18 protein-coding genes are annotated in these 22,327 nt (G+C 61.0%); 14 read left to right on the top strand and 4 right to left on the bottom strand.

From position 1 onward, the window contains the following. Positions 1-4 precede the first annotated feature (4 nt). The 3 genes from thpR to ACI2I1_RS09735 all read left to right on the top strand — a co-directional run bounded on the left by thpR (position 5) and on the right by ACI2I1_RS09735 (position 3,585). Entirely contained in the window at positions 5-547 is a 543-nt protein-coding gene (gene thpR, locus ACI2I1_RS09745; protein ID WP_404678931.1) for an RNA 2',3'-cyclic phosphodiesterase, read from the top strand. Beyond that, the gene (locus ACI2I1_RS09740) at positions 544-1,191 is read left to right on the top strand and encodes a hypothetical protein (RefSeq protein ID WP_224811438.1); all 648 of its coding nucleotides are present in this window, start codon (positions 544-546) and stop codon (positions 1,189-1,191) included. Before thpR ends, ACI2I1_RS09740 begins: the two co-directional genes overlap by 4 nt. Before the next feature lie 147 nt (positions 1,192-1,338). Then, positions 1,339-3,585, top strand: coding sequence for a M3 family metallopeptidase (locus ACI2I1_RS09735; RefSeq protein WP_404678930.1), 2,247 nt, complete (start codon positions 1,339-1,341; stop codon positions 3,583-3,585). Positions 3,586-3,607: 22 nt separating this feature from the next. Here ACI2I1_RS09735 and ACI2I1_RS09730 read toward each other — a convergent pair whose 3' ends face one another. Together ACI2I1_RS09730 and ACI2I1_RS09725 are read right to left on the bottom strand one after the other, a co-directional pair. Beyond that, positions 3,608-3,898: a GCN5-related N-acetyltransferase gene (locus ACI2I1_RS09730; RefSeq protein WP_404678929.1), complete on the bottom strand. Its 291-nt coding sequence runs from the start codon at positions 3,896-3,898 to the stop codon at positions 3,608-3,610. Positions 3,899-3,958: 60 nt separating this feature from the next. Further along, positions 3,959-5,872 carry a TonB-dependent receptor plug domain-containing protein gene (locus tag ACI2I1_RS09725; RefSeq protein WP_404678928.1) on the bottom strand — a complete coding sequence of 638 codons (1,914 nt, stop codon included), beginning with the start codon at positions 5,870-5,872 and terminating at the stop codon, positions 3,959-3,961. Between the two features lie 444 nt (positions 5,873-6,316). Between ACI2I1_RS09725 and ACI2I1_RS09720 the strand changes: the two genes are divergently transcribed. From ACI2I1_RS09720 to ACI2I1_RS09685, 8 genes are all read left to right on the top strand, one after another. Next, complete coding sequence (locus ACI2I1_RS09720) at positions 6,317-6,529, top strand: hypothetical protein (protein WP_404678927.1); 213 nt, start codon at positions 6,317-6,319, stop codon at positions 6,527-6,529. A 311-nt stretch (positions 6,530-6,840) separates the two neighbouring features. Then, positions 6,841-7,803 carry a malate dehydrogenase gene (gene mdh, locus ACI2I1_RS09715; RefSeq protein ID WP_404678926.1) on the top strand — a complete coding sequence of 321 codons (963 nt, stop codon included), beginning with the start codon at positions 6,841-6,843 and terminating at the stop codon, positions 7,801-7,803. A gap of 97 nt (positions 7,804-7,900) precedes the next feature. Beyond that, the gene (gene sucD / locus ACI2I1_RS09710; protein WP_404678925.1) at positions 7,901-8,791 is read left to right on the top strand and encodes a succinate--CoA ligase subunit alpha; all 891 of its coding nucleotides are present in this window, start codon (positions 7,901-7,903) and stop codon (positions 8,789-8,791) included. 101 nt (positions 8,792-8,892) lie between these two features. Then, positions 8,893-11,727, top strand: coding sequence for a 2-oxoglutarate dehydrogenase E1 component (locus ACI2I1_RS09705; protein ID WP_404678924.1), 2,835 nt, complete (start codon positions 8,893-8,895; stop codon positions 11,725-11,727). 27 nt (positions 11,728-11,754) lie between these two features. Further along, positions 11,755-12,990: a 2-oxoglutarate dehydrogenase complex dihydrolipoyllysine-residue succinyltransferase gene (gene odhB / locus ACI2I1_RS09700; protein ID WP_404678923.1), complete on the top strand. Its 1,236-nt coding sequence runs from the start codon at positions 11,755-11,757 to the stop codon at positions 12,988-12,990. Positions 12,991-13,112: 122 nt separating this feature from the next. Then, entirely contained in the window at positions 13,113-14,531 is a 1,419-nt protein-coding gene (gene lpdA, locus ACI2I1_RS09695) for a dihydrolipoyl dehydrogenase (RefSeq protein WP_404678922.1), read from the top strand. A gap of 15 nt (positions 14,532-14,546) precedes the next feature. Then, positions 14,547-15,395 (top strand): hypothetical protein, encoded by an 849-nt coding sequence (locus tag ACI2I1_RS09690; protein ID WP_404678921.1) that lies wholly within the window; start codon positions 14,547-14,549, stop codon positions 15,393-15,395. 51 nt (positions 15,396-15,446) lie between these two features. Continuing rightward, positions 15,447-16,811, top strand: coding sequence for a serine hydrolase (locus ACI2I1_RS09685; protein ID WP_404678920.1), 1,365 nt, complete (start codon positions 15,447-15,449; stop codon positions 16,809-16,811). Between the two features lie 40 nt (positions 16,812-16,851). On the opposite strand, the gene ACI2I1_RS09680 is transcribed toward ACI2I1_RS09685, so the two are convergent. Further along, positions 16,852-18,525: a hypothetical protein gene (locus ACI2I1_RS09680; RefSeq protein ID WP_404678919.1), complete on the bottom strand. Its 1,674-nt coding sequence runs from the start codon at positions 18,523-18,525 to the stop codon at positions 16,852-16,854. Between the two features lie 119 nt (positions 18,526-18,644). Here ACI2I1_RS09680 and ACI2I1_RS09675 point away from each other — a divergent pair, with 119 nt between their 5' ends. From ACI2I1_RS09675 to ACI2I1_RS09665, 3 genes are read left to right on the top strand one after another with little or no spacing between them, the layout of a single operon-like run. Then, entirely contained in the window at positions 18,645-19,979 is a 1,335-nt protein-coding gene (locus tag ACI2I1_RS09675) for an amidase family protein (RefSeq protein ID WP_404678918.1), read from the top strand. A 44-nt stretch (positions 19,980-20,023) separates the two neighbouring features. After that, entirely contained in the window at positions 20,024-20,728 is a 705-nt protein-coding gene (locus ACI2I1_RS09670; RefSeq protein WP_404678917.1) for a PepSY domain-containing protein, read from the top strand. Continuing rightward, on the top strand, positions 20,725-21,378 hold the full coding sequence (locus ACI2I1_RS09665; protein WP_404678916.1) for a trimeric intracellular cation channel family protein: 654 nt from the start codon (positions 20,725-20,727) through the stop codon (positions 21,376-21,378). Before ACI2I1_RS09670 ends, ACI2I1_RS09665 begins: the two co-directional genes overlap by 4 nt. Positions 21,379-21,528: 150 nt before the next feature. On the opposite strand, the gene ACI2I1_RS09660 is transcribed toward ACI2I1_RS09665, so the two are convergent. Then, complete coding sequence (locus tag ACI2I1_RS09660) at positions 21,529-22,113, bottom strand: hypothetical protein (RefSeq protein ID WP_404678915.1); 585 nt, start codon at positions 22,111-22,113, stop codon at positions 21,529-21,531. Positions 22,114-22,327 lie beyond the last annotated feature (214 nt).

Here is a 22,327-nt window from a genome sequence, read left to right as displayed (position 1 = left end):
CGGGATGAGTTGCCGTCTGTTCTTCGCGCTTCGGCCGCCCTCCTCCCTTCGCGAGAACCTGCTAGATTTGATGGAACAGGTCGATGGTGCGCGGTGGCAGGATGACGATCAGCTGCATCTGACGTTACGCTATATCGGCGAGGTCGATGAGAGCATGGCCGAGGATCTTGCCGACAGCGCCCGCCACATTGCCTTCGAACCGCTTGAGCTTGCCATTGCAGGCTGTTCTTTTTTCGAGAAAAAAGGCATGCCTCGCCAACTGTATGCGCGCATCGCTCCGAATGAGCGCCTGTCAGCGCTCCACCGCAAACTTGATCGCTTGTGTGTGAAGAGCGGTCTGGAACCCGAACGGCGCAAATTCGTGCCGCATGTCACGCTCGCACGCCTCAATCAGGCCAGCGGTTCTCTCGGGCCTTTTCTGGCCAATTATGCGACGGTGCGCCTTGGCCCGTGGCATGTGGACGAGTATATATTGTATGAGAGCCATCTCCGCGAGCAGGGATCGCTTTACGAACCGCTTTGCACTTATTCCGCACGGATGAAATGATCTTACCTTATCGCCTTACCCTGCCCCTTGTGATCGCCGCGTTGACGGGCGCCTGCTCTCCCGTACCGAACGACAGGTCCGCGCAGAGCCCCGGGCGCCAGAACCTGCTCAAGACCGTGGAAGCCAGTGTCGACGGCGGCCCTGCCGAAAGCTGCCTGCTGATGGTATGGTCGGAACAGGAGGAGGATAGCGATATCGAATTCGACCGCGCAAACGACACGGTGAAAGGCGGCGCGATATCCTGCGCCACCGGCGCCACACCCAGCCAGTTCGAAGCCGCCATCGCCGCCCTGCGCGATGCCGCGCGCAGCGGAAACAAGGCCCGCATCCTCGACCAGATCGGGATTCCCCTGCTCTACATCGCGCCCGATGGCGAACGTCATGAGTTGACCAAGGATCAGATCGATACGCTGTTCGACGACGTCTTCGACGCCCGAATGCTCGATCTGCTGCAACGGCTCGACCTGTCGAAGATGACAGTGGAAAAGGACCAGGGCGCGTTCTTCGAACTCGGATCGTTGTGGCTGGTCGTCGATGAAAGCGGGCAACCCCGCGTAATGACCGTGAACCGTCAGGCGCTCGACGAAGCGGCCGTGGCGGCACGCGACCAGGCCGAACGCGGCCAGGGCGAACCGATCGAGTAATCGTCGTTCGCAGAGCGCCATGAGCGGTTGAGCGCCGCGGCCTTGCCCTTGCGCTTCAGTCCACGTTCAAGCAGACTGATCACAATGGCAACCAATTAGCGCATCCGCGCATTCACTCGTTGATTTAAGTAGAAATACGGAGAGATCATGAAGGCCCACATTCTGGCCACGACAGCCGCAGCCGCCCTTCTTTCAGCCTGCACCACCGCTCCCGGAGGAGAAATGGACCCCATCGCCGACGCCGCCGTAGACGCGGGCATTTCGATTCCCAATGGCACCGGATACTTCGCTTCCGACAGCGATCTGCCGTTCCAGGCACCGAATTTCGATGCGATCTCGCAAGAGGATTACATCCCGGCGTTCGAACAGGCGATGCGCATTCACAAGGCCGAGATCGAAGCGATCAAGGCCAATCCGGCACCGCCGACCTTTTCCAACACCATCGTTGCGCTGGAAAAATCGGGCCGCATGCTCGGCCGGGTCAGCCGCGTGTTCTTCGCCCTCACGGGTTCGAACACTACCGACCGGCTCGATGAAATCAACACCGAGATCAGCCCCAAGCTGACCGCCCACGGCGACAGCATCACGCTTGACCCCGTGCTGTTCCAGCGCGTGAAGGCGGTGTACGACAACCGCGCCGCGACGAGCATGACGCCCGAAGACGCGACGCTGCTCGAAAACACCTACGAAGGCATGGTCCACGCGGGTGCGCTCCTCACCGAAGCCCAGCGCGAGCGCGTGAAGGCGATCAATACCGAACTGACCACGCTGACCACCGAATTCGGCCAGCAGGCGAAGGCCGCCATGGCCGATCAGCCGGTCATCTTCGACAATCGCAGCGATCTTGCCGGCCTGTCCGACAGCGACATCAAGGCTGCCGCCGATTTCGCCGCGGAAAAGGGTTTCCCGGGCAAATACGCCATCGCCCTGCAGAACACCACGCAGCAGCCCTCGCTGCCGAGCATGGAAAACCGTGCCGCGCGTGAGAAACTGTTCATGGCGAGTTTCCACCGCGCCGACGGCACGACCGATTTCGACACGCGCCAGCTGATCGCCGAAATCGCCGAGTTGCGCGCCGAGAAGGCCGCCCTGTTCGGCCAGCCCGACTGGGCGACCTATGCGATGTGGGACCGGATGGCCGAAACGCCCAAGACCGCGCTCGACTTCATGGAACAGATGGTCCCCGCCCTCGCCGCCACGCAGCGCCGCGAAGCCGCGATGCTGAATGCGGCGATCAAGGCCGATGGCGGCAATTACGAGGTGAAGCCGTGGGATTGGTATCGCTATGCCAACCGCATCAAGGCCGAACAGTTCGATCTCGATGAAGACGCGATGACCGAGTATTTCCAGCTCGACAAGGTGCTGGAAGACGGCGTGTTCTACGCTGCGGGCAAGCTTTACGGCCTGCGCTTCGAACGCCGCACGGATCTGCCGGTCTACCATCCCGATGTGTGGACCTACACCGTGTTCGATCGCGACGGCAGCGAACTGGGCCTGTTCTACTTCGACCCGTTCCAGCGTCCGTCCAAGCGCGGCGGCGCCTGGATGAGCAACTTCGTGGACCAGAGCTTCCTGTGGGACACCAAGCCGGTGATCTACAATGTGCTCAACATCCCGAAGGCACCGGCGGGCGAGCCGCAGCTGGTGAGCTTCGACAATGTGAACACCATGTTCCACGAATTCGGCCACGCACTGCACGGCTTCTTCGCCGACCAGCGCTATGAAAGCCTGTCGGGCACCGCAACGGCGCGCGACTTCGTGGAATATCCGAGCCAGGTCAACGAAGTCTGGGCGACGTACCCCGAAGTGCTGTCGAATTATGCCAAGCACTATCAGACCGGGGAAACCATCCCGCAGGCGATGATCGACAAGATCGAAGCCGCGTCCAAGTTCAACCAGGGTTATGATTTCGGCGAAGTCGTCGAGGCTGCCCTGCTGGACATGAAATGGGCTGCGCTTTCGAAGGAAGAGGCTGCGGCTCTCGATACGCCGGCCAAGGTCGACGCGTTCGAGCGCAATTCGCTGAAGGAACTCGGACTCGAAATCGATCTCGTCCCGCCGCGCTATCGCAGCACCTATTTCAACCACATCTTCAGCGGTCCGACGGGCTATTCGGCCGGTTACTACAGCTATCTGTGGACCGAAATGCTTGATCGCGACAGCCGCAAGTGGTTCATGGAAAACGGCGGGCTGACCCGCGCCAATGGCGATCACTATCGCGAAACCGTGCTCAGCCGCGGTGGCACGATGGACTATTTCAAGATGTTCGAGAACTTCGCCGGTCGTGCACCCGACGTGACGCCGATGCTCGAAGCCCGCGGCCTGATCGCTGGCGACGAGGCAGCGGATAGCGAAGTATCCGACGGCGCGCTGCCGGGCACAGCAACCGAGTAAGGGAATTCAGCGGGGCAGGCCTTCAAAGCTTGCCCCGCCATTCCAGAGAGTTGCGATTGAGTGCGGCCAGATCCGCCCTCCCCGCAAGACAATCCTCGCCCAGTTTTATGGCGTCCTTCAGCACCCGGTCGGGTGCTTTTTTGTAGGCCGGCGCAGCAATGTGCTCGGTCCATTTCGCTCCCACCGCATTGTCGAGCAGGATGCGCTGGAAACAGTGATCGAACCGCACCGGCCAGCCCCGAGCGGACGCGCAGGCGGCCATCCGGACCCGGGTCAGCTCGAACCATTCCGCGACGAGGGCTTCTCTGTCCATGACAGGGAAACGGCCCGCGAGGCGGCAAGTGCCGGGAGCGCGAGAGCCCCCGGCCTCATTTTACATCTTTGCTCGCACGCCGACGAAGGCGCCGCGCCCAGCAGTGCCGTAACCGGCAACCGTCTGGTATTCGGCGTCAAAGACGTTTTCCACGCGGCCGAATAGCTCGAGCCTTTCGCCAAACGCCATGGAGGCGCGCAGGTCGAGGATCTCATAGCCATCGAGGCGCGTGAGGTTGGCGGGATCGTCATAGCGCGAACCACTGATCCGCAGGTCCGCGCCCAGATCGAGGCCGAAGCCGGTCCGGTAATCGGCAAACAGCGTGCCGAAATGACGGGGCCGCCGCGCAAGGTCGAGGCCGGTCTCGCGATCTTCGCTGTCGACGAAGCTGTAGACGCCCGACAGGCGCAGACCCTCGATCACGTCAACACCGGCCTCCGCTTCGAGACCCTGCGCGCGTGCCCGGCCGACATTCTGATAGACGCCGAACTGGCCGGGCTTACAGATCGCCGGTGCACCCGCACCGAAGCAAGAGACATAGCCGATCAAATTGTCGCTATCCCGGCGAAAACCCGTGAGCGCCAGATAGAGGCCGGCCTCGCGCTGTCCCTTCTCGATGCCTAGGTCGACGCTGGTGCTCTGCTCCGGCTCAAGCTCTTGGTTGCCGTAATCGGAATAGAGCTGGAAAAGGGTCGGGGCCTTGTACCCCTCGCCCAGGCTGGCGCGCAGACGCAGGTCGCTGCCCATCCGATAGCTGAGATCGCCGCCGAAGGTCGCTTCGGTGCCGAAATCCTCGTGATCGTCGATCCGGCCACCGACATGGGCCGCCAGCGGCCCCATCACCCAGCCGAGCTGGGCATACGCGCCGGTCGTCTCGACCTCGGCCGTTCCGTCGGAACTGGTGCGATAGTCGCTCCACTCGTGCTCGCCGCCAAAGGCCGCGACTAGGCCGCCCAGCAGGCGATATTCGCCGCGCAGCGCGAGGCGCTGGCTGTGGCCGTCGCTGGAGAAGGTTTCCAGCCCGGCGCCATCGCGGTTCGTCCGTTCGGTGTCGGCCATGCTGTAACTGCCGCGCAGGGTCAGGTCGTTGCCATAATAGGCAAGACCGACATCGCCCCAGTGGCGCGTGGTCTTCTGCGTGTCGGCGCTGTCCACCAGCCCATAAGGCGGGGCGGATGAAAAGCCGTCTATCTCGAGGTCGCCCTCGCTGAAATTGGCGTGGGCGAAGGCTTCGAGACTGTCGGTCAGATCGACGAAGGTGACCATGCCGAGCGCGAGCTGGCGAAAGCCGTCGTTCTCGGTCCCGTCGGCCGCCGCGGAAAAGCCATCGGTAGAGAACCATGAGCCGGTGAGCCCATAATAGACCCCGGCATCATCGACTCCGGCCGAGGCGCTGGCGAAAAGCGTGTCGCGCGCGCCGTATTCCACGCTGCCGCGCGCCCCTGTTTCCGTGCGGGTGGAAAAGTCCATCACGCCGCCCACAGCATCGGAGCCCCAGATCGTGCTGTTGGACCCGCGCAGGATGTCGAACTTGTCGATCGTGCCGGTGAGGAGATTGCCAAAGTCGAAGCCCCCGGCGGGCGAAGCGGGATCGGAGACGCGCACTCCGTCGACCAGCACGAGAACCTGCTCGGCATTCGCGCCGCGGATGTTGACGCCCGTTACCCCGCCGGTCCCGCCATTGCGGGCCAGCGATAGCCCAGGAACCCGGCGCAGAACGCGCGTCGGGTCGGCGCCCTGCACCCGGTCGATTTCTGCGCTGTCGATCACGCTGACTGCCTGACCGGTGTTGCGGATATCTGTGCCGAGCCCATTTGCCGTAACTGTGATGGCCTGCGTGAGCGGGAGATAGCCTTCATTGCCCGGCGCGGTGATGAGCGGGGCATCCTCCTCGATCACCTCATCTTGCGCGGCCACGATTTCAGCCAGTGCATCCTCGGTGGAATTCTGAGCCTGGGCCGATACGGAGAGCACGGAAACAGAAACGAATAACAGGTATTTATACACGAAAGCTCCGATGAAATTTGAACCCGCCCTGCCCCTCAAAACTGGGCTGCAGGCGAATTCTGCAGGGCCGGACCGTTCAGCCCGCCCCTTGATCTGCGCGCCTTTAAGTGCCCGCCTCCACGCTGACAAGTTCTGGGGCCGAGCTTGACAGTAACTGGCATCGAAAGGACCCGCGCCTCCCAATCGTAAACGGTCTCGAAAGCATGCTGAGGAACCCGCGGTTAGGCGATCATGGGTAAACACGCTGGCATGGGGAATGCCGGTGGGGACCGGCAAGACAGGGGAGTTTCACGGTCGATGCCCTTTCGATTTGCGCCCGCGCGCAACGCGGCGAATTCGCCGATTGCAAGAATCCTGAAACGTGCGCCGCTTAAGCTCGCAGCCAACGATCACGACGGGATATTTCTTGGGATGAAAGACACCACACAGGACGCTCTGCGCCACTTCGCCGCCCATGGCCTGCGCGCCGCCAAAATCGCCTTGGGAAATGCCTCCGCGGCTGCAGCAGCAGCGCATGACGAGGATCACCGCTACTGGCTCGGTATCTGCCGCGAGCTGGATGCGCGCGCCGCGGCGCAATTCGAAGCTGCCCGCAGCGTGCCGGAAACCCGCCTCCTGGGTTGATCGGAACTGTAACGGGCTCCAGACCACAACGCCCAGCGTATGGTCGACGCTTCGCAGTTCGCACCGAATCCGGAACGACCATTCGGCTTGAGCGTCTGACAGGTATTACCGCAGCTCAACGGGCCTATTGCTACTGCAAACCATTTGCAAAGATAGTTTGCAAGCTCAGTCCGTTAGAGGTTGCAATCCCTTTTTTGCAGGCCTAGGTCGCAGTCCGAACACCGGGCGCGCGCACCCACGCGGGACAGGCGTCGCGCCATAGCGGTCCAGACATCACCGTCCCGCGAGGCTCGTAAAGGACGCATCCCCCTATGGCACGCAAGAAGATCGCGCTTATCGGTTCCGGCATGATCGGCGGCACGCTCGCCCATCTCGCCGCGAAGAAGGAAATGGGCGACATCGTCCTCTTCGACATCGCGGAAGGCATGCCGCAGGGCAAGGCGCTCGATCTCAGCCAGTGCGGCCCCGTCGAAGGTTTCGACGCCAAGATCACCGGCTCAAACGATTATGCAGACATCGCCGGCGCTGACGTGATCATCGTCACCGCCGGCGTCCCGCGCAAGCCCGGCATGAGCCGCGACGACCTGCTCGGCATCAACCTCAAGGTGATGAAGGCGGTCGGCGAAGGGATCAAGAACAACGCGCCCGACGCGTTCGTGATCTGCATCACCAACCCGCTCGACGCGATGGTCTGGGCGCTGCGCGAATTCTCCGGCTTGCCGCACAACAAGGTCGTCGGCATGGCCGGCGTACTCGACAGCGCGCGCTTCGCCACCTTCCTCGCCTGGGAATTCGATGTCTCGGTGAAGGACGTGAACGCCTTCGTGCTCGGCGGCCACGGCGACACCATGGTGCCCGTCACCAGCTACACCACCATCAACGGCATCCCAGTCAACGACTTCGCCAAGATCAAGGGCGTCGATCAGGGCCGCATCGACGAAATCGTCGACCGCACCCGCAAGGGCGGAGGCGAGATCGTCGGCCTGCTCGGCAACGGCTCGGCCTATTACGCCCCGGCCACCAGCGCGATCGCCATGGCGGAAGCCTATCTGGGCGACCAGAAGCGCATCCTGCCCTGCGCCAGCTATGTTGAAGGCAAGTACGGCCTCGACGGCCTCTATGTCGGCGTCCCCACCGTGATCGGCGCGGGCGGCACAGAGGAAGTGATCGAGATCGAACTGTCGGACGAAGAGAAGAGCAACCTCAAGGTTTCGACCGACGCGGTCGAGGAACTGCTGGAGGCCTGCAAGGGGCTGGACGAAAGCCTGAAGTAAACACCGTCACCCCGGTTTCGTCCGGGGTCGCGCACCATTAGGTGCGGCAAACCGAAAGCGATCCCAGGTGATGCTGGGATGACGAAAAGGACCCGACATGAGCATCCTCGTAAACAAAGACACCAAGGTCATCACCCAGGGTATGACCGGCAACACCGGTACCTTCCACACGCAGCAGGCGCTCGATTACGGGACGCAGATGGTTGCGGGTGTGACGCCGGGCAAAGGCGGCACCGACCATATCGGCCTGCCGCAGTTCAACACCGTCAAGGAAGCCAAGGCCGAAACCGGCGCGACCGCATCGTGCATCTACGTGCCGCCGCCATTCGCGGCTGACGCCATCCTCGAGGCGATCGACGCCGAGATGGAACTCATCGTTGCCATCACCGAAGGCATTCCGGTGCTCGACATGGTCAAGGTGAAGGCCGCCCTCACCGGTTCCAAGTCGCGCCTTATCGGCCCGAACTGCCCCGGCGTGCTGACGCCCGGCGAATGCAAGATTGGCATCATGCCGGGTTCGATCTTCAAGAAGGGCAGCGTCGGCGTGGTTTCGCGCTCGGGCACGCTGACCTATGAAGCCGTCCATCAGACCACCATGGTCGGCCTCGGCCAGACCACGGCTGTCGGTATCGGCGGCGACCCGGTCAACGGCACCAACTTCATCGACGTGCTCGACCTCTTCCTGGACGACGACGACACCAAGTCGATCATCATGATCGGCGAAATCGGCGGCAGCGCGGAAGAAGAAGCCGCGGCCTTCATTAAGGAACAGGCCGCCAAGGGCCGCAAGAAGCCCATGGTCGGCTTCATCGCGGGTCGCACGGCGCCTCCGGGCCGCCGCATGGGCCATGCCGGCGCCATCGTTTCGGGCGGCCAGGGCGGCGCGGACGACAAGATTGCAGCAATGGAAGACGCGGGCATCCGCGTCTCGCCCTCGCCCAGCGAACTCGGCACCACGCTCGACGCGATGCTGAAGGAACTCGCCTGATCACGCAGCGCGGAAAGGTTTTGTCCTCCCCGGGAGCCTTCCGCGCCGCCTAGGCATTGGCAGTATGAGCCGACATGAGGGTCGGCGCGAAAGGTAACCCGATGGGTAACGAGAGCCACGATTTCCTGCCCGAGCTGGGCGATCAGGAAGGTCCGCAGCAGGGCCCGAGCTGGGGCAATCCCAACTGGCTGCAGCAGGTAGTCGACAGCGATGCGGAGCTGACCGCGGCGCTCGATCCCACGCAGATGCGGATCGCAGTGAAGCAGGCGGCTGAAAAGGCTGGCAAGGCTGCCGATCCCAAGGCGATCGAGCAGGCCGCCGACGACAGCATCCGCGCGATGCTGCTGGTCCGCCTGTATCGCGTTCGCGGTCACCTCGCTGCCGATCTCGACCCGCTGGGCCTCTCGCACCGCGATGTGCCCGAAGACCTGACGCTCGAATGGCATGGCTTCCAGGGTCAGGAAGACCGCGAAGTCTATGTCGGCGGTGTCTTCGGCTTCGAATGGGTCACTGTGGGCGAGCTCTACCGGGCCTTGCGCGAAACCTATTGCGGCAAGGTCGGCCTCGAATACATGCACATCTCGGACACGGAGGAACGCCGTTTCCTCCAGGACAAGTTCGAGACGCCCGAAGATACGATCCAGTTCACCGAGGAAGGCAAGCGCGCCATCCTTGCTGCGGTGATCCGCGGCGAACAGTACGAAAAATTCCTCGGCAAGAAATACGTCGGCACCAAGCGCTTCGGCCTCGACGGCGGCGAAAGCATGATCCCGGCGCTGGAAGCGGTGATCAAATACGGCGGCCAGCTCGGCGTGCGCGAAATCATCTACGGCATGGCGCACCGTGGCCGCCTCAACGTGCTCGCCAATGTCATGGGCAAGCCTTACAAGGTGATCTTCCACGAATTCTCGGGCGGTTCGTCGAACCCCGACGATGTCGGCGGCTCGGGCGATGTGAAATACCACCTCGGGACAAGCACCGACCGCACGTTCGACGGTATCGATGTGCACATGAGCCTGGTGCCCAACCCCAGCCATCTCGAAGCGGTGAACCCGGTCGTGCTCGGCAAGAGCCGCGCGCAGCAGGCGATCCGGGACGATCTCAAGAAACACGAGCAGGTGCTTCCCGTGCTCCTCCACGGTGACGCGGCGTTTGCCGGTCAGGGCATCGTGTGGGAATGCCTCGGCTTCTCGGGCGTGCGCGGCTACAACACCGGCGGCTGCCTGCACTTCGTCATCAACAACCAGATCGGTTTCACCACCAGCCCGCAATTCGCGCGCTCCTCGCCCTACCCCAGCGATGTGGCGAAGGGTGTCCAGGCACCAATCCTGCACGTCAATGGCGACGATCCCGAAGCTGTCACTTTTGCCTGCAAGCTCGCCATCGAATACCGCCAGACCTTCGGCCGCGACATCGTGATCGACATGTGGTGCTATCGCCGCTTCGGCCATAACGAAGGCGACGAACCGAAATTTACCCAGCCGGTGATGTATGACGAGATCCGTAAGCACCCGAAGGTGAGCGAGCTTTATACGAAGCGTCTCGAAGCCGAGGGCGTTATTGACCAAGGCTATGCCGACGGCTTGTGCGCGGAATTCAACGCGCATCTCGAGGAAGAATTCGCAGCATCCAAGGATTACAAGCCAAACGAGGCGGACTGGTTCGGCGGGCGCTGGGCAGGCATGAACAAGCCTGCCGATCCGGAAACCGCGCGACGCAACGTGGATTCGGGCATCGACAAGAAACTGTTCGACAGCCTGGGCCGCACGCTGACCACCGTTCCCGACGATGTGACTATTCACAAGACACTCGGCCGTGTGCTTGATGCCAAGCGCGAGATGTTCGCGACCGGCGAGGGTTTCGACTGGGCTACCGGTGAGGCGCTCGCATTCGGCAGCCTCGTGACCGAAGGCTTCGGTGTGCGTCTGTCGGGTCAGGATTCCGGCCGCGGCACCTTCAGCCAGCGGCACGCGGTCTGGACCGATCAGACCGACGAGCGCAAATATATTCCGCTGTCGACCCTGCCCCATGGCAAATTCGAAGTGTATGACAGCCCGCTGTCCGAATACGGCGTGCTCGGCTTCGAATATGGTTTCGCCATGGCGGATCCGAAGAGCTTGGTGATGTGGGAAGCGCAGTTCGGCGATTTCGCTAATGGCGCGCAGATCATGATCGACCAGTTCATCGCCGCCGGCGAAGTGAAATGGCTGCGTGCCAACGGTCTCGTGCTGTTGCTGCCGCACGGGTATGAAGGCCAGGGTCCTGAGCATAGCTCCGCCCGGCTCGAGCGTTTCCTGCAGCTTTGCGCGAACGACAATATCCAGGTCTGCAACATTACCACCCCGGCGAACTACTTCCATGTTCTCCGTCGGCAGATGCTGCGGTCTTTCCGTAAGCCGCTGGTCATCATGACTCCCAAGTCGCTGCTTCGTCACCCACTGGCGAAATCCAGTGCCAGCGAGTTCATGGACGATCACCACTTCATGCGGATCAAGTCCGACCTGACCGAGATCGAGGACAGCAAGGTAAAGCGTCTCGTCCTGTGCAGCGGCAAGGTCGCCTACGACCTGATGCAGCGCCGTGACGAAGCAGAGCTCGAAGACGTTTCGATCGTGCGCATCGAACAGCTTTATCCCTTCCCCGGGGAACCGCTGGCCGCCCGCCTCGAGCGAATGAGCAATCTGGAAACCATCGTCTGGTGCCAGGAAGAACCAAAGAATAACGGCGCGTGGTTCTTCGTCGATCGCCTGATCGAGGAAGCCGCCACCAAGGCTGGCAAGGATGGTATGCGTCCCTGCTATGCCGGTCGGGAAGTCGCTGCATCACCTGCCACCGGCTTTGCCAGCCGCCACCAGATCCAGCAGGAAGCACTCGTAAACATTGCGCTCGGCCTGAATGACGGCGACAATTCCGCCGCCACCAGCACGTGCAACTGATTAAGGCCTGAAAAGGAACATTACACCATGGCCACCGAAGTCAAAGTCCCCACGCTCGGCGAGAGCGTTACCGAAGCCTCCATCGGCGAGTTGCTCAAGAATGTTGGCGACAGCGTCGCAGTGGACGAACCCATCGTCAGCCTCGAAACAGACAAGGTTGCGGTCGAGGCGCCTTCGCCGATCGCCGGGGTAATCAAGGAATTCAAGGTCGCCGTGGGCGATACCGTCGAAGTGGGCGCTGTGCTGGCAGTCATCGAGGAAGGCGGCGCTGGCGCTGCTCCATCAAGCGAGCCCAAGGCAGAAGCACCCGACGCAGGTGTCGAGAAAGCCGCCCCTGCACAGGCCAAGGAAGCTACTGGCAGCGATGCCTCGCAGACGCTCTCGCCTGCCGTGCGCCGCGCCGTGCTCGAGCACGGCGTCGACCCATCGACCATCAAGGGCACCGGCAAGGACGGGCGCCTCACGAAGGAAGACGTAATTGCGGCTGCGAAAGCAAAGGGTGATAGCCCGGCCCCCGCTCCCGCTCCAGCCTCTTCCGCCCCGGCGCCCGGCGCTACCGGCGAACGCCGCGAGGAACGCGTCAAGATGACGCGCATGCGCCAAACCATCGCCAAACGCCTGAAGGGCGCGCAGGACAATGCCGCGCTGCTCACCACCTTCAACGACGTCGACATGAGCGCCGTCATGGAAGCGCGCGGCAAATACAAGGACATGTTCGCCAAGAAGCACGACATCCGTCTCGGCTTCATGGGCTTCTTCGCCAAGGCCGCCTGCCTTGCCCTGAAGGACGTACCGGCAGTCAACGCCTATATCGAGGGCGACGAGATCGTTTATCACGATTATGTCGACATCTCGGTAGCCGTCTCGGCTCCCAACGGCCTCGTCGTCCCAGTGATCCGTGACGCGCAGGACAAGGGCTTTGCACGCATCGAAAAGGACATTGCGGACTTCGGCAAGCGCGCCAAGGAAGGCACGCTGACGATGGAAGATATGAAGGGCGGAACCTTCACCATTTCCAACGGCGGCGTCTTCGGATCGCTGATGTCGACCCCGATCATCAATCCGCCGCAGAGTGCCGTCCTCGGCCTCCATCGCATCGAAGACCGCCCGGTCGTCGTCGATGGCGAGGTTGTCATCCGTCCGATGATGTATATCGCCCTGTCCTACGACCACCGCCTGATCGACGGCCGCGAGGCTGTGACCGCGCTCAAGATCATCAAGGAAGCGATCGAAGATCCCACCCGGATGCTGATCGACCTCTAAGAAGTTATCGCAATCCTACCCCCGTTCGGGCTGAGCCTGTCTAAGCCCTGCTCTTCTCTTAAGAGCGACGGACCAAAAGAAAGTGCAGCCCTTCGACAGGCTCGGGGCGAACGGAGTTTAGAATGGCCGACCATTCCTACGACTACGACGTCCTTGTCATCGGCGCTGGCCCGGGTGGCTATGTCGCCGCAATTCGCGCTGCGCAGCTGGGCCTGAAAACGGCCTGCGCCGAAAGCCGCGAGACGCTGGGCGGGACCTGCCTCAACGTGGGCTGCATCCCTTCAAAAGCCATGCTGCATGCGTCCGAGTTCTACGATGCCGCCGCCAATGGCGCGATGGCCGAGATGGGTATCGACGTAAAGCCGACCCTCAATCTCGAACAGATGCACGCCCAGCGCCGCGATGCGGTAAAGGGTCTGACCGGCGGTATCGAGTTCCTGTTCAAGAAGAACAAGGTCGACTGGAAAAAGGGCCACGCCACCTTCCAGGATGCGCACACGGTGAAGGTCGGCGACGAAACCGTCACCGCCAAGAACATCATCATCGCCACCGGTTCCTCCGTCACCCCGCTGCCGGGTGTGGAGGTCGACAATGACGCAGGGGTGGTGGTCGATTCTACCGGCGCTCTCGAATTGCCTGCCGTGCCGAAGAAGATGGTCGTCATCGGCGGCGGTGTGATCGGGCTGGAAATGGGCTCGGTCTGGAACCGCCTTGGCGCGGAAGTCATCGTGGTGGAATATCTCGATAAGCTGCTGCCGGGCATGGACGACGATGTCCGCAAGGAAGCCGCAAAGATCTTCAAAAAGCAGGGCATGGAACTGCGCCTGTCGACCAAGGTCACCGGCTGCAGCGTCGACGGAAAGACTGCCACTCTTACGCTCGAACCGGCTGCGGGCGGCGAAGCGGAGACGCTGGAAGCCGATTGCGTGCTGGTATCTATCGGCCGCCGTCCGAACACCGATGGGCTTGGTCTCGACTCCATCGGCCTCGAAACCAACAAGCGCGGCCAGATCGAAACCGATCACGATTTCCGCACGGCCGTAGACGGCGTTTGGGCTATCGGTGACTGCGTCCCCGGCCCCATGCTCGCTCACAAGGCGGAAGACGAAGGTATCGCCTGCGCCGAGAACATCGCGGGCCAGACCGGGATCGTGAACCACGATATCATCCCGGGCGTAGTCTACACCCTGCCCGAATTCGCCGGTGTCGGCCTGACCCAGGAAGAAGCCATCGAGAAGATGGGCGGCGACAAGGCCAAGATCAAAGTCGGCAAATTCCCGATGATGGCCAACAGCCGCGCAAAGACCAACCATGAGCCGGACGGCTTCGTGAAAATCATCGCCGAAGCGGAAAGTGACCGCGTGCTGGGTGTGTGGTGCATCAACAATGTCGCCGGCACGATGATTGCACAGGCCGCCCAAGCCATGGAATTCGGCGCAACTTCCGAAGACATCGCCTACACTTGCCATGCCCATCCGACGCATTCCGAAGCGATCAAGGAAGCGGCCATGGCCGTACAGGGCAAGGCCATCCACGTCTGAGGACAACAAACTGACATGATCGAGAGGCGATCGATCCGGCGGACCCAAGAGCTCGCGCGGACGGTCGCCTTTCCGATTCTTGGCGGATTGCTGATCTTCTGGTGGCATGATGCGCCCGCGCACTATGCGTGGATCAATATCGCCGCATTTCTGCTTGGGTTGCTGGCAATCTATTTCATTCGTCCGGCCGGTTCGCTGAAGAGTGCCAGACTGCTTTGCGTGAGCGCCATCGCCCTTTTAGCGCTGCCGCTGGTTACCGGCCCCCAACTGGACGGAGTGAGCCGCTGGCTGCCGATGGGGCCGCTCACTCTGAATGCGGGACTGTTGGTCCTTCCAGTGCTCGCCTTGATGGCATTGCGCGACGAGAAGCTGGGCTGGGTCTTTCTCTCGCTCGCTCTTTTGGTCGTATCGCTGCAACCCGATGCAGCCGCCGCACTTGCCATTGCAGCCTCATCAGGCGTCTGGGCATGGGCGCATCGAAAATGGGCGGGACTCGGTGTCTCTGTAGCGGCAATAGCTGTAGCCGGCGTTCTGCTTCAGCAGCCCTCCCCTCCTCCAGTGCCTTTTGTGGAATATCTGGTTCCCATGCTGTGGCATGAAATGGGTGTGCCAACTCAGGCGATCGGCTTGGTGGTGTTGCTACTCGCGCCGCTGTTCTACCTGTTGCGGAGCGAAGCTGCCCTGACTTCCGATCGGCGTGCAATAGCCTTGGTCTATGGCGCGTTCCTTGGATCTTCCTTCCTCTCGCCCTACCCCGTGCCGCTCGCTGGATATGGCGCTTCCGCAATAATCGGTCTCATGGCGGCGCTCGGCTGCATGCGGAATTCTTCAGCACAAATCGCGACCGAAGATCGGATGGCTTGAATTCTCGCCCCCAAGGTGTATTACTTACACAAGTCACCAAGGGAGGAAGTGATGAAAAGACTACGCCTGACCGCCTGGGCCATGGCACCCGTTGCGGTGATCCTAGCCACGCCATCGGCATCCGCACAAGACGCAGCCCGGATGGATCAGGCCGTATCGGCATCAGCCGAGGATCAGAGCTTCATGGGGACCGCTCTTGTCGCGATCGGTGATGATATCCTGTTGGACAAAGCTTATGGTTCGGCCAATCTCGAATGGGATATTGCCAACAGTACAGATACCAAGTTCCGCATCGGGTCCGTGACCAAGCAGTTTACCGCCGCGGCAATCCTGATGTTGCAGGAACGCGGCAAGCTCGACATCGACGAGAAGGTAGGCGCCTATTGGGCTAACGCGCCGGACAGCTGGAGCGCGATCACATTGAGGCATCTGCTCAACCACACTTCGGGCATCCCCAACGTCACCGATTTCGATGACTTTGGTAAGTGGAAATATCTTCCGACCACGCGGGATGAGATGATCGCTCGTTTCGCCGGGAGCGAATTGGAATTCGCACCCGGTGAGAAATGGAGCTATTCCAATTCCGGCTATCTGCTGCTCGCAGCGGTGGTGGAGGAAGTATCTGGCCAATCCTACAGCGACTTCGTCGAGGAGAACATTTTCACGCCGTTGGGTATGGAAGACACGGCGATAGACCTTACGGCCCAGATCGTGCCGAAGCGCGCTTCCGGCTATTCTCCCTCGGGCAGCGGGCCGCTCAATGCCGATTATGTGGATATGGGCATACCGAGTGGCGCGGGCGCCTTGTATTCGACCACGCACGATCTCCTGAAATGGGAGCGCGGATTGTTCGGCGGCGAACTCTTGAAACCCGAAACGGTCGCCTTGATGACCGCGCCTTCTGTGGAAGCCATGCCCGGCTCATCCTACGCGATGGGCGTTCTTGTGACAAAAGACGAGGATGGCACGCTCATCTGGCATGGCGGCGGTATCGAGGGCTTCAATGCTTTCCTCGCCCATGATCCCGAGCGTGACATCACGGTAGCGGTTCTTGCCAACATCAATGGCGGGGCGGCGAACAAGCTTGGGCAATCGCTGGTTACGCTCGCGCGCGGAGATGACATCGAACTGGCGAGCGAGCGAACGGAGATCACCGTCGATCCGGAAACCCTTGCCGAATACGAGGGAAGCTACGAACTGGCACCCGGCTTCATGCTGAAATTCTGGGTCGAAGGCGAACAATTGATGACACAGGCGACCAACCAACCCGCCTTCCCGGTCTTTGCGCAGAAGGCCGACCATTTCTTCCTCAAGGTCGTGGACGCGAAGCTCGTGTTCAACCGTGATACCGCCGGCGAAGTCACGTCGGTAACCCTGCACCAGAACGGCGCCGTTATGACAGGCGCCAAACAATGAGATCAATGCGCCTGCCCCGATGCGAGGCAGGCGCGTTTCCTCATACCTCGTTCGGGTAGATTGGTTGAATATCTACCGGAATGTCCGACATGGCGGTGAATCTGCCGCGGGCCCAATCGTCGAGCTTGGCGTAGCGGGCAAAGAAAGCTTTGGTGCCCTCGTAATCACCGCGGGCCTGCAACATCAATTGGTCATGCAGAAGGTCGCGAATGCCCGTCTCCATCTTGGCGTAATCGACCACATATCGACTGGCCGAAGCATCCCAGCGGAACGCTCCCTTTTCCTTGAGATAGCCGTACTGCAGCGCCGCGCCCTTGCCATGCGCCTCATCGATGCCGAAGCGCATGGACCGGAAGAGCCCCGCCATATAGCTCGCGAGCGCGCTTTCCTTTTCCGACATGGGCAGTTCGCCCTTTGCCATCATGAACATGAGGTTCCACATGCCCATCACGTCGGCCTTGGACTCTTCCAGCGCCGAATATTGCTCCTTGAGCTCTTCGTTTACCGTGGTCTGACGCCCATCAACCGTGATCGTACCGGGCCCGAGGCTGTGCGAAAGTTCATGGAACAGCGTAAACAGCTCCATGTATTTCTTAGCCACCAGAGCCGACTGATCCTGTTTCAGGACCACGTCCCCGATGGGATCGAGAATCCGCTCGTATTTCGCGCCCAGCACGTTGGCCAGAATGACCTTCTTGGCCCCCTTGGCTTCGCGCACACGCTCGTCATTGGGCAGATTGAAAGCGATGGTCTGAACGCCGGGCACATTGTCACCGCCGCCGTGAACCTGATCCGCAACAGCAATGGGGCTTTCGAACCCGCGCTGGAAGTTCTTGTACTGATCCTCGATCGGAAGGTTCGCTTCCATGTCTCTGAGGTAGTTCTTGTACTTCGCCAAGGCGGCGCTTTCCTCGGGGTTGCGCAAGGTCACGAAGCTTTCGAAGGCGGTCTTCGTGCCGTAAAGCCTGTCGGTATAGACTTCGTACGGGCCGATCGCGATTTCGATGGGCGTGTCCTTCAAATCCATCCAGGCCATTTCGCTTTCGAAATAATCGTCGGTCAGGAATGACCGCGCGCGCAAGGCCAGGAATTTCTTGAGGCTGGGATTGGTCGTGATCTGAGCCGCCTGTTCAAGCAGGCGTGACGCAGGGATGAGCCACTCGGCATATTCCTCGCTATAGGGTACGGCGACAAGACGATAGCCGTCCCGCTTCACGACCGTATAGGGATTCAGTAGCTCGTCACGCTGGCCTGGATTTGCCGCGAGATAGGCATCGAATTCTGCGCGCGTGAGATCGGTGGGATAGAAGCCCGCCCCTTCGGGCAATTCTTCCGTTCCCCAGAATGGATGAAACTCGTCGAGATCGTCCCACGCGCCATAGTAGCGATCGAACATCGCGAGAAGCAGATCACGATTTGCGATCCTGCTGCGGACGATTGCCTGGCGGATTTCCGGATTGGCGGCAAAGCGTTGGCGAAGATAGATTTCGTCCATGTAACTGCTCGCATCGATCAGGAGGTTGACGACCTGCCGTTCTTCCTCGCTGAGATAGCTGGTATCGGGATCCATCTCGATTTGTGCCAGCTTGGCGTATTGCGCATTCAGATCATAGCCTTCACCCGCGGAGCTATCGGTGCTGGCAATACCGGTCTCGGTCATGGCTGGTGCACAGGCCGCCGTGGCGAGCAAAATCGGCAAAATGGCATGACGCATTAGGAATTCCTTCGTCTCGAAATAGTAGCCACGCCCTAAACGATTAGATTCGTTATGTCTTGCACAGCGTTGGGCGGTGTGGTCCGATGACGCGACGCAAAGCGCGAGAGGAGAGTGGCTTGGCCTATCCGACTTTGACCCAGTTGCCCGGCGCGCTGGAAACCGCCGCCATGATTGCGCGCGGGGAATTATCGCCCTTGGAGGCGGTGGATTCGGCCATCAATCGGATCGAGCGGATGGACGCGCATATCAACGCAGTGGTGGTCTGTGATTTCGATCGGGCGCTCTCCGCCGCAAAGGCGGCCACGAGCAACAGACCTTCGGGCAAGCTTCCCCTGTTCGGCGTCCCAATGACGATCAAGGAAAGCTTCGATATCGAAGGTTTGCCTACCTGTTGGGGCCATGCAGCCCATGCCGACAATATCGCCAAACGAGACTCGGCAGTCGTGCGCAAGCTCAAGGATGCTGGCGCAATCTTTCTCGGCAAGACCAATGTCCCTCCCGATCTTGCAGACTGGCAGTCGGCCAATCCGGTCTATGGCCGTACGCATAATCCGCACGACCACGAACGCTCGCCCGGCGGCTCTTCCGGGGGATCGGCGGCGGCCGTGGCGAGCGGTATGGTTCCGTGCGAATTCGGCACCGACATCGGCGGTTCAGTTCGCGTGCCGGCGCATTTCTGCGGGATTTGGGGGCATAAAACGAGCTGGGGCCTGATAAGCAAGGAAGGCCACGAACATCCACTTATGGCTGGCCGACCGGCCCATGATGGTGTGCTCAGTATCGCCGGGCCGCTGGCGCGTAACGCACAGGATCTCTCGGCAATGGTCGAACTGACCGCGCAAATTCCGCTGAGGCGGCGCACGAAGACACTCGCCGATTGCCGCTTGCTCGTCATTACTGATCATCCCTCCTGCCCCGTAGACGAAACTGTCCTTCGCCCGATGGAGGATATGATCGCGGAACTGGAGAAGGCGGGCGCGCGGATCGATCGCTCCAGCGATCTGCTTCCCGATCTCGCAAAACAGAATTCCGACTACGTGCGGATGCTGAGCATTGCCATGGCGCGCGGTGCGCCGGGAAAGGATGGCAGGCGCGCGAGCGCAACCGATTGGTTCGACCTGCTCGATCTTCAGGCGCGCAATGTAAGGGCGTGGGACGATCTTTTTGCAATCTTCGACTTTGTCATCGCCCCGCCCGCCCCGGTCCTCGCCATACCGAGCCGCAAAGGGTCAGTCTTCGAGGGTGATTTGGAAATCGACGGCCAGTCGCGACGTGGTGCGGACGCACTCGCCTGGGCAGGCCTGGCCACTTTTCCCAATTTGCCTGCCACGGTCCTGCCGATCGGCGAGAACGACGGATTGCCTTGCGGGGCACAGATCATGGGGCCTCGCTGGTCCGATCTCGACACCATTGGCGTCGCCGCGGAAATCGGCAAGCACTTGCACTCCTGAGCGCAAATGCTCAAAGGCCCGCCGCGGACGACGGAGGAATATCCATGGGACAGCAACGCGCGATGAGGCGCTTCGCCGCTTGGCATATCTGGCTGGGCTGGCCGGTCGGCCTGCCGATCTTGATGTGGACCCTGACCGGACTCGTCATGGTCATCAAACCGATGGAGGAAGTCCGGGGCAATCATCTGCGCAAGGACGTCGCCGAGAGTGCCATTCCCAGCGATACGAATATTTCCGTTTCGCTTCCCTCTGATAGCACCGATCCGGTTCGCTCGGTCACCACTCAGGTCGAGCGCGGCGAGACTGTCACGCGCATCACTCACATGGACGGCACCAGCGAGCGCTTCCGTCCGGATGGCACGAAAATGTCGCCGCTCTCCGAAGTGGAGGCGCGGATGATCGTGGATGAGAATATCGTCGGCGGCGATAAGATCGTCAGTTCCAAGCGCTTTGCGGCTGATGAACCACCCTCGGACTTTCGCCGCCCGGTTCCGGTCTGGCAAATCGGGCTTCAGGATGGAACTCATGTTTATGTAGGCACCCAAACAGGCGCAATCGAAGCCGTGCGCACACGGTGGTGGCGGACTTTCGGTTTCATGTGGGGCCTTCACATCATGGACCTCGAGACGCGTGAGGACACGAGCCATCCAACGCTTATCCTTTTCGCGTCTCTGTCGGTAATAGGCAGCCTACTCGGCTGCGTGTTACTGTTCCGACGTCGTAAAGGCCGGGTCAGAGTGGCCGCATGAACGAGGAAGTTCTTACTCCCGTTCTGGACTGGCTCGATCTGGCCGGCGTGATGATCTTCGCGCTCACAGGCGCTCTGGTGGCCGCGAAGGAGCGCCAAACGTTAGTCACGCTGTCCTTCTTTGCACTGGTGACGGGCGTCGGCGGCGGCACGATCCGCGACCTCCTGATCGGCGCCAGAGTATTCTGGATCGAAGACCCGTGGGTTGCGGCCATCTGTCTCGGCGTCGCACTGTTCGCCTGGTTCACGCCGACACGGTGGTGGGAAGGACGTTTTCTGTCGATAGCCGATGGCGCTGGCCTCGCCGCCTATGCCGTTCTCGGATCGGCCAAGGCTCTCGAATACGGGGTGCCGCCGGTTCCTGCCGTGCTGATGGGCATCATCACGGGAACGGCAGGCGGCATGATCCGCGACGTTCTTGCTGGTCGCCCGTCTATCCTGATGCGCCCCGAACTTTACGTAACGGCGGCCGCGCTGTCCGCCAGCCTCACCGTGATCGGGGAGCTATTACCCTTCGGAAATTGGGTAATCTGGACTGCAGCAGCGCTGGCAGGCTTCACGCTGCGCCTGGCCGCCATCATGATGAACCTGGCTTTGCCTTCCTATGACGAACGCGGGCCCAAGGCGGATCAGCACCCGAAAACCCGGTAAACAGTTAAATTCTCAAGATCGCGATCGATCGCTCCAGACGCATCGTCAAAACCACGACCGCAAGGCTGTTGAGTTGTAATTTGACTGAACCGCGAAGAAAAGCGGCCCGGACGAATACATCCGGGCCGTTAGAATCAATTCCATTCGGTATTATCGAAGTCCGCGTATTCCGCTGTAATCGACCTTGCTCACTCGCCCTCTATCGATATAGCAAGTGAACTTGCCCGCGTCTCTGCTGCGGCTGCTGTAACGGCGATCCCTGCGATCATATCTGTCGTAACGATTGTAGCGGCCACCGCGGTTTTCAACCTCGATACGGCCCTTCACTCTCCAGCCATAACGCGTGTCGTCGACATCCCGGATTTGCGTTACCTGGACCCAGCGATACCCACCGTACCGGCGCGCATCGCGACTGGCGGCATTAACGCACCGCTCGACCGCTGCGCGCGGATTGCCGCGCTGGCGATAGGCATGACGGCGATAATCGCTTCCATCCCGATAATAAGCGCCGTCGCGGTAATACCGGTCACCGCGATAATAGTCGCGGTCTCTGTTTGAAGATCCGGCAATAGCGGCAATTCCGCCGATGATAACTGCACCTGCAATTACCTCGCCGATCGAAATTCCGTCATCGCGATCTCGCGCCTGAACAGGCGTTGCGCCCGCAAGCGCCATGGCGCCGAGTGACGCTGTCGCAATCCCACCTTTTGCGAGCATCCTTAAGTTGAAAGTCATGTGAGGCCCTCATCATTCTTATACCGCGACGGGATTGCCTCGGTTGACCATCTTTCTAGAAGCGCAACGTTGAGACGACGCTGAATTGCAGATGCAGCAAGCGTTCATCTTAAGAGGCGTTTATATTAACCGCAGGTTCCTGCTCGACCGTCCCAGACATGATGAAGGCGTGCGCCAGTTTCTTTGGCACCCCAGCAAATCGACCAGAACCCCG

This window comes from Qipengyuania sp. NPDC077563, from assembly GCF_044901345.1.
GTDB lineage: Bacteria > Pseudomonadota > Alphaproteobacteria > Sphingomonadales > Sphingomonadaceae > Qipengyuania > Qipengyuania aestuarii.
Note: the sequence above shows the minus strand (reverse complement) of the source record. Positions and strands in the feature narration are given on the sequence as shown.

What these genes read in the sequence shown, in the direction of transcription:
- ACI2I1_RS09730 (WP_404678929.1), bottom strand. Translation starts at nt 3,898, where the DNA reads ATGGACAGAGAAGCCCTCGTCGCGGAATGGTTCGAGCTGACCCGGGTC.
- ACI2I1_RS09705 (WP_404678924.1), top strand. Translation starts at nt 8,893, where the DNA reads ATGGGTAACGAGAGCCACGATTTCCTGCCCGAGCTGGGCGATCAGGAA.
- ACI2I1_RS09690 (WP_404678921.1), top strand. Translation starts at nt 14,547, where the DNA reads ATGATCGAGAGGCGATCGATCCGGCGGACCCAAGAGCTCGCGCGGACG.
- ACI2I1_RS09660 (WP_404678915.1), bottom strand. Translation starts at nt 22,113, where the DNA reads ATGACTTTCAACTTAAGGATGCTCGCAAAAGGTGGGATTGCGACAGCG.
- lpdA (WP_404678922.1), top strand. Translation starts at nt 13,113, where the DNA reads ATGGCCGACCATTCCTACGACTACGACGTCCTTGTCATCGGCGCTGGC.
- ACI2I1_RS09685 (WP_404678920.1), top strand. Translation starts at nt 15,447, where the DNA reads ATGAAAAGACTACGCCTGACCGCCTGGGCCATGGCACCCGTTGCGGTG.
- ACI2I1_RS09735 (WP_404678930.1), top strand. Translation starts at nt 1,339, where the DNA reads ATGAAGGCCCACATTCTGGCCACGACAGCCGCAGCCGCCCTTCTTTCA.
- ACI2I1_RS09740 (WP_224811438.1), top strand. Translation starts at nt 544, where the DNA reads ATGATCTTACCTTATCGCCTTACCCTGCCCCTTGTGATCGCCGCGTTG.
- thpR (WP_404678931.1), top strand. Translation starts at nt 5, where the DNA reads ATGAGTTGCCGTCTGTTCTTCGCGCTTCGGCCGCCCTCCTCCCTTCGC.
- ACI2I1_RS09720 (WP_404678927.1), top strand. Translation starts at nt 6,317, where the DNA reads ATGAAAGACACCACACAGGACGCTCTGCGCCACTTCGCCGCCCATGGC.
- ACI2I1_RS09670 (WP_404678917.1), top strand. Translation starts at nt 20,024, where the DNA reads ATGGGACAGCAACGCGCGATGAGGCGCTTCGCCGCTTGGCATATCTGG.
- odhB (WP_404678923.1), top strand. Translation starts at nt 11,755, where the DNA reads ATGGCCACCGAAGTCAAAGTCCCCACGCTCGGCGAGAGCGTTACCGAA.
- ACI2I1_RS09665 (WP_404678916.1), top strand. Translation starts at nt 20,725, where the DNA reads ATGAACGAGGAAGTTCTTACTCCCGTTCTGGACTGGCTCGATCTGGCC.
- mdh (WP_404678926.1), top strand. Translation starts at nt 6,841, where the DNA reads ATGGCACGCAAGAAGATCGCGCTTATCGGTTCCGGCATGATCGGCGGC.
- ACI2I1_RS09680 (WP_404678919.1), bottom strand. Translation starts at nt 18,525, where the DNA reads ATGCGTCATGCCATTTTGCCGATTTTGCTCGCCACGGCGGCCTGTGCA.
- sucD (WP_404678925.1), top strand. Translation starts at nt 7,901, where the DNA reads ATGAGCATCCTCGTAAACAAAGACACCAAGGTCATCACCCAGGGTATG.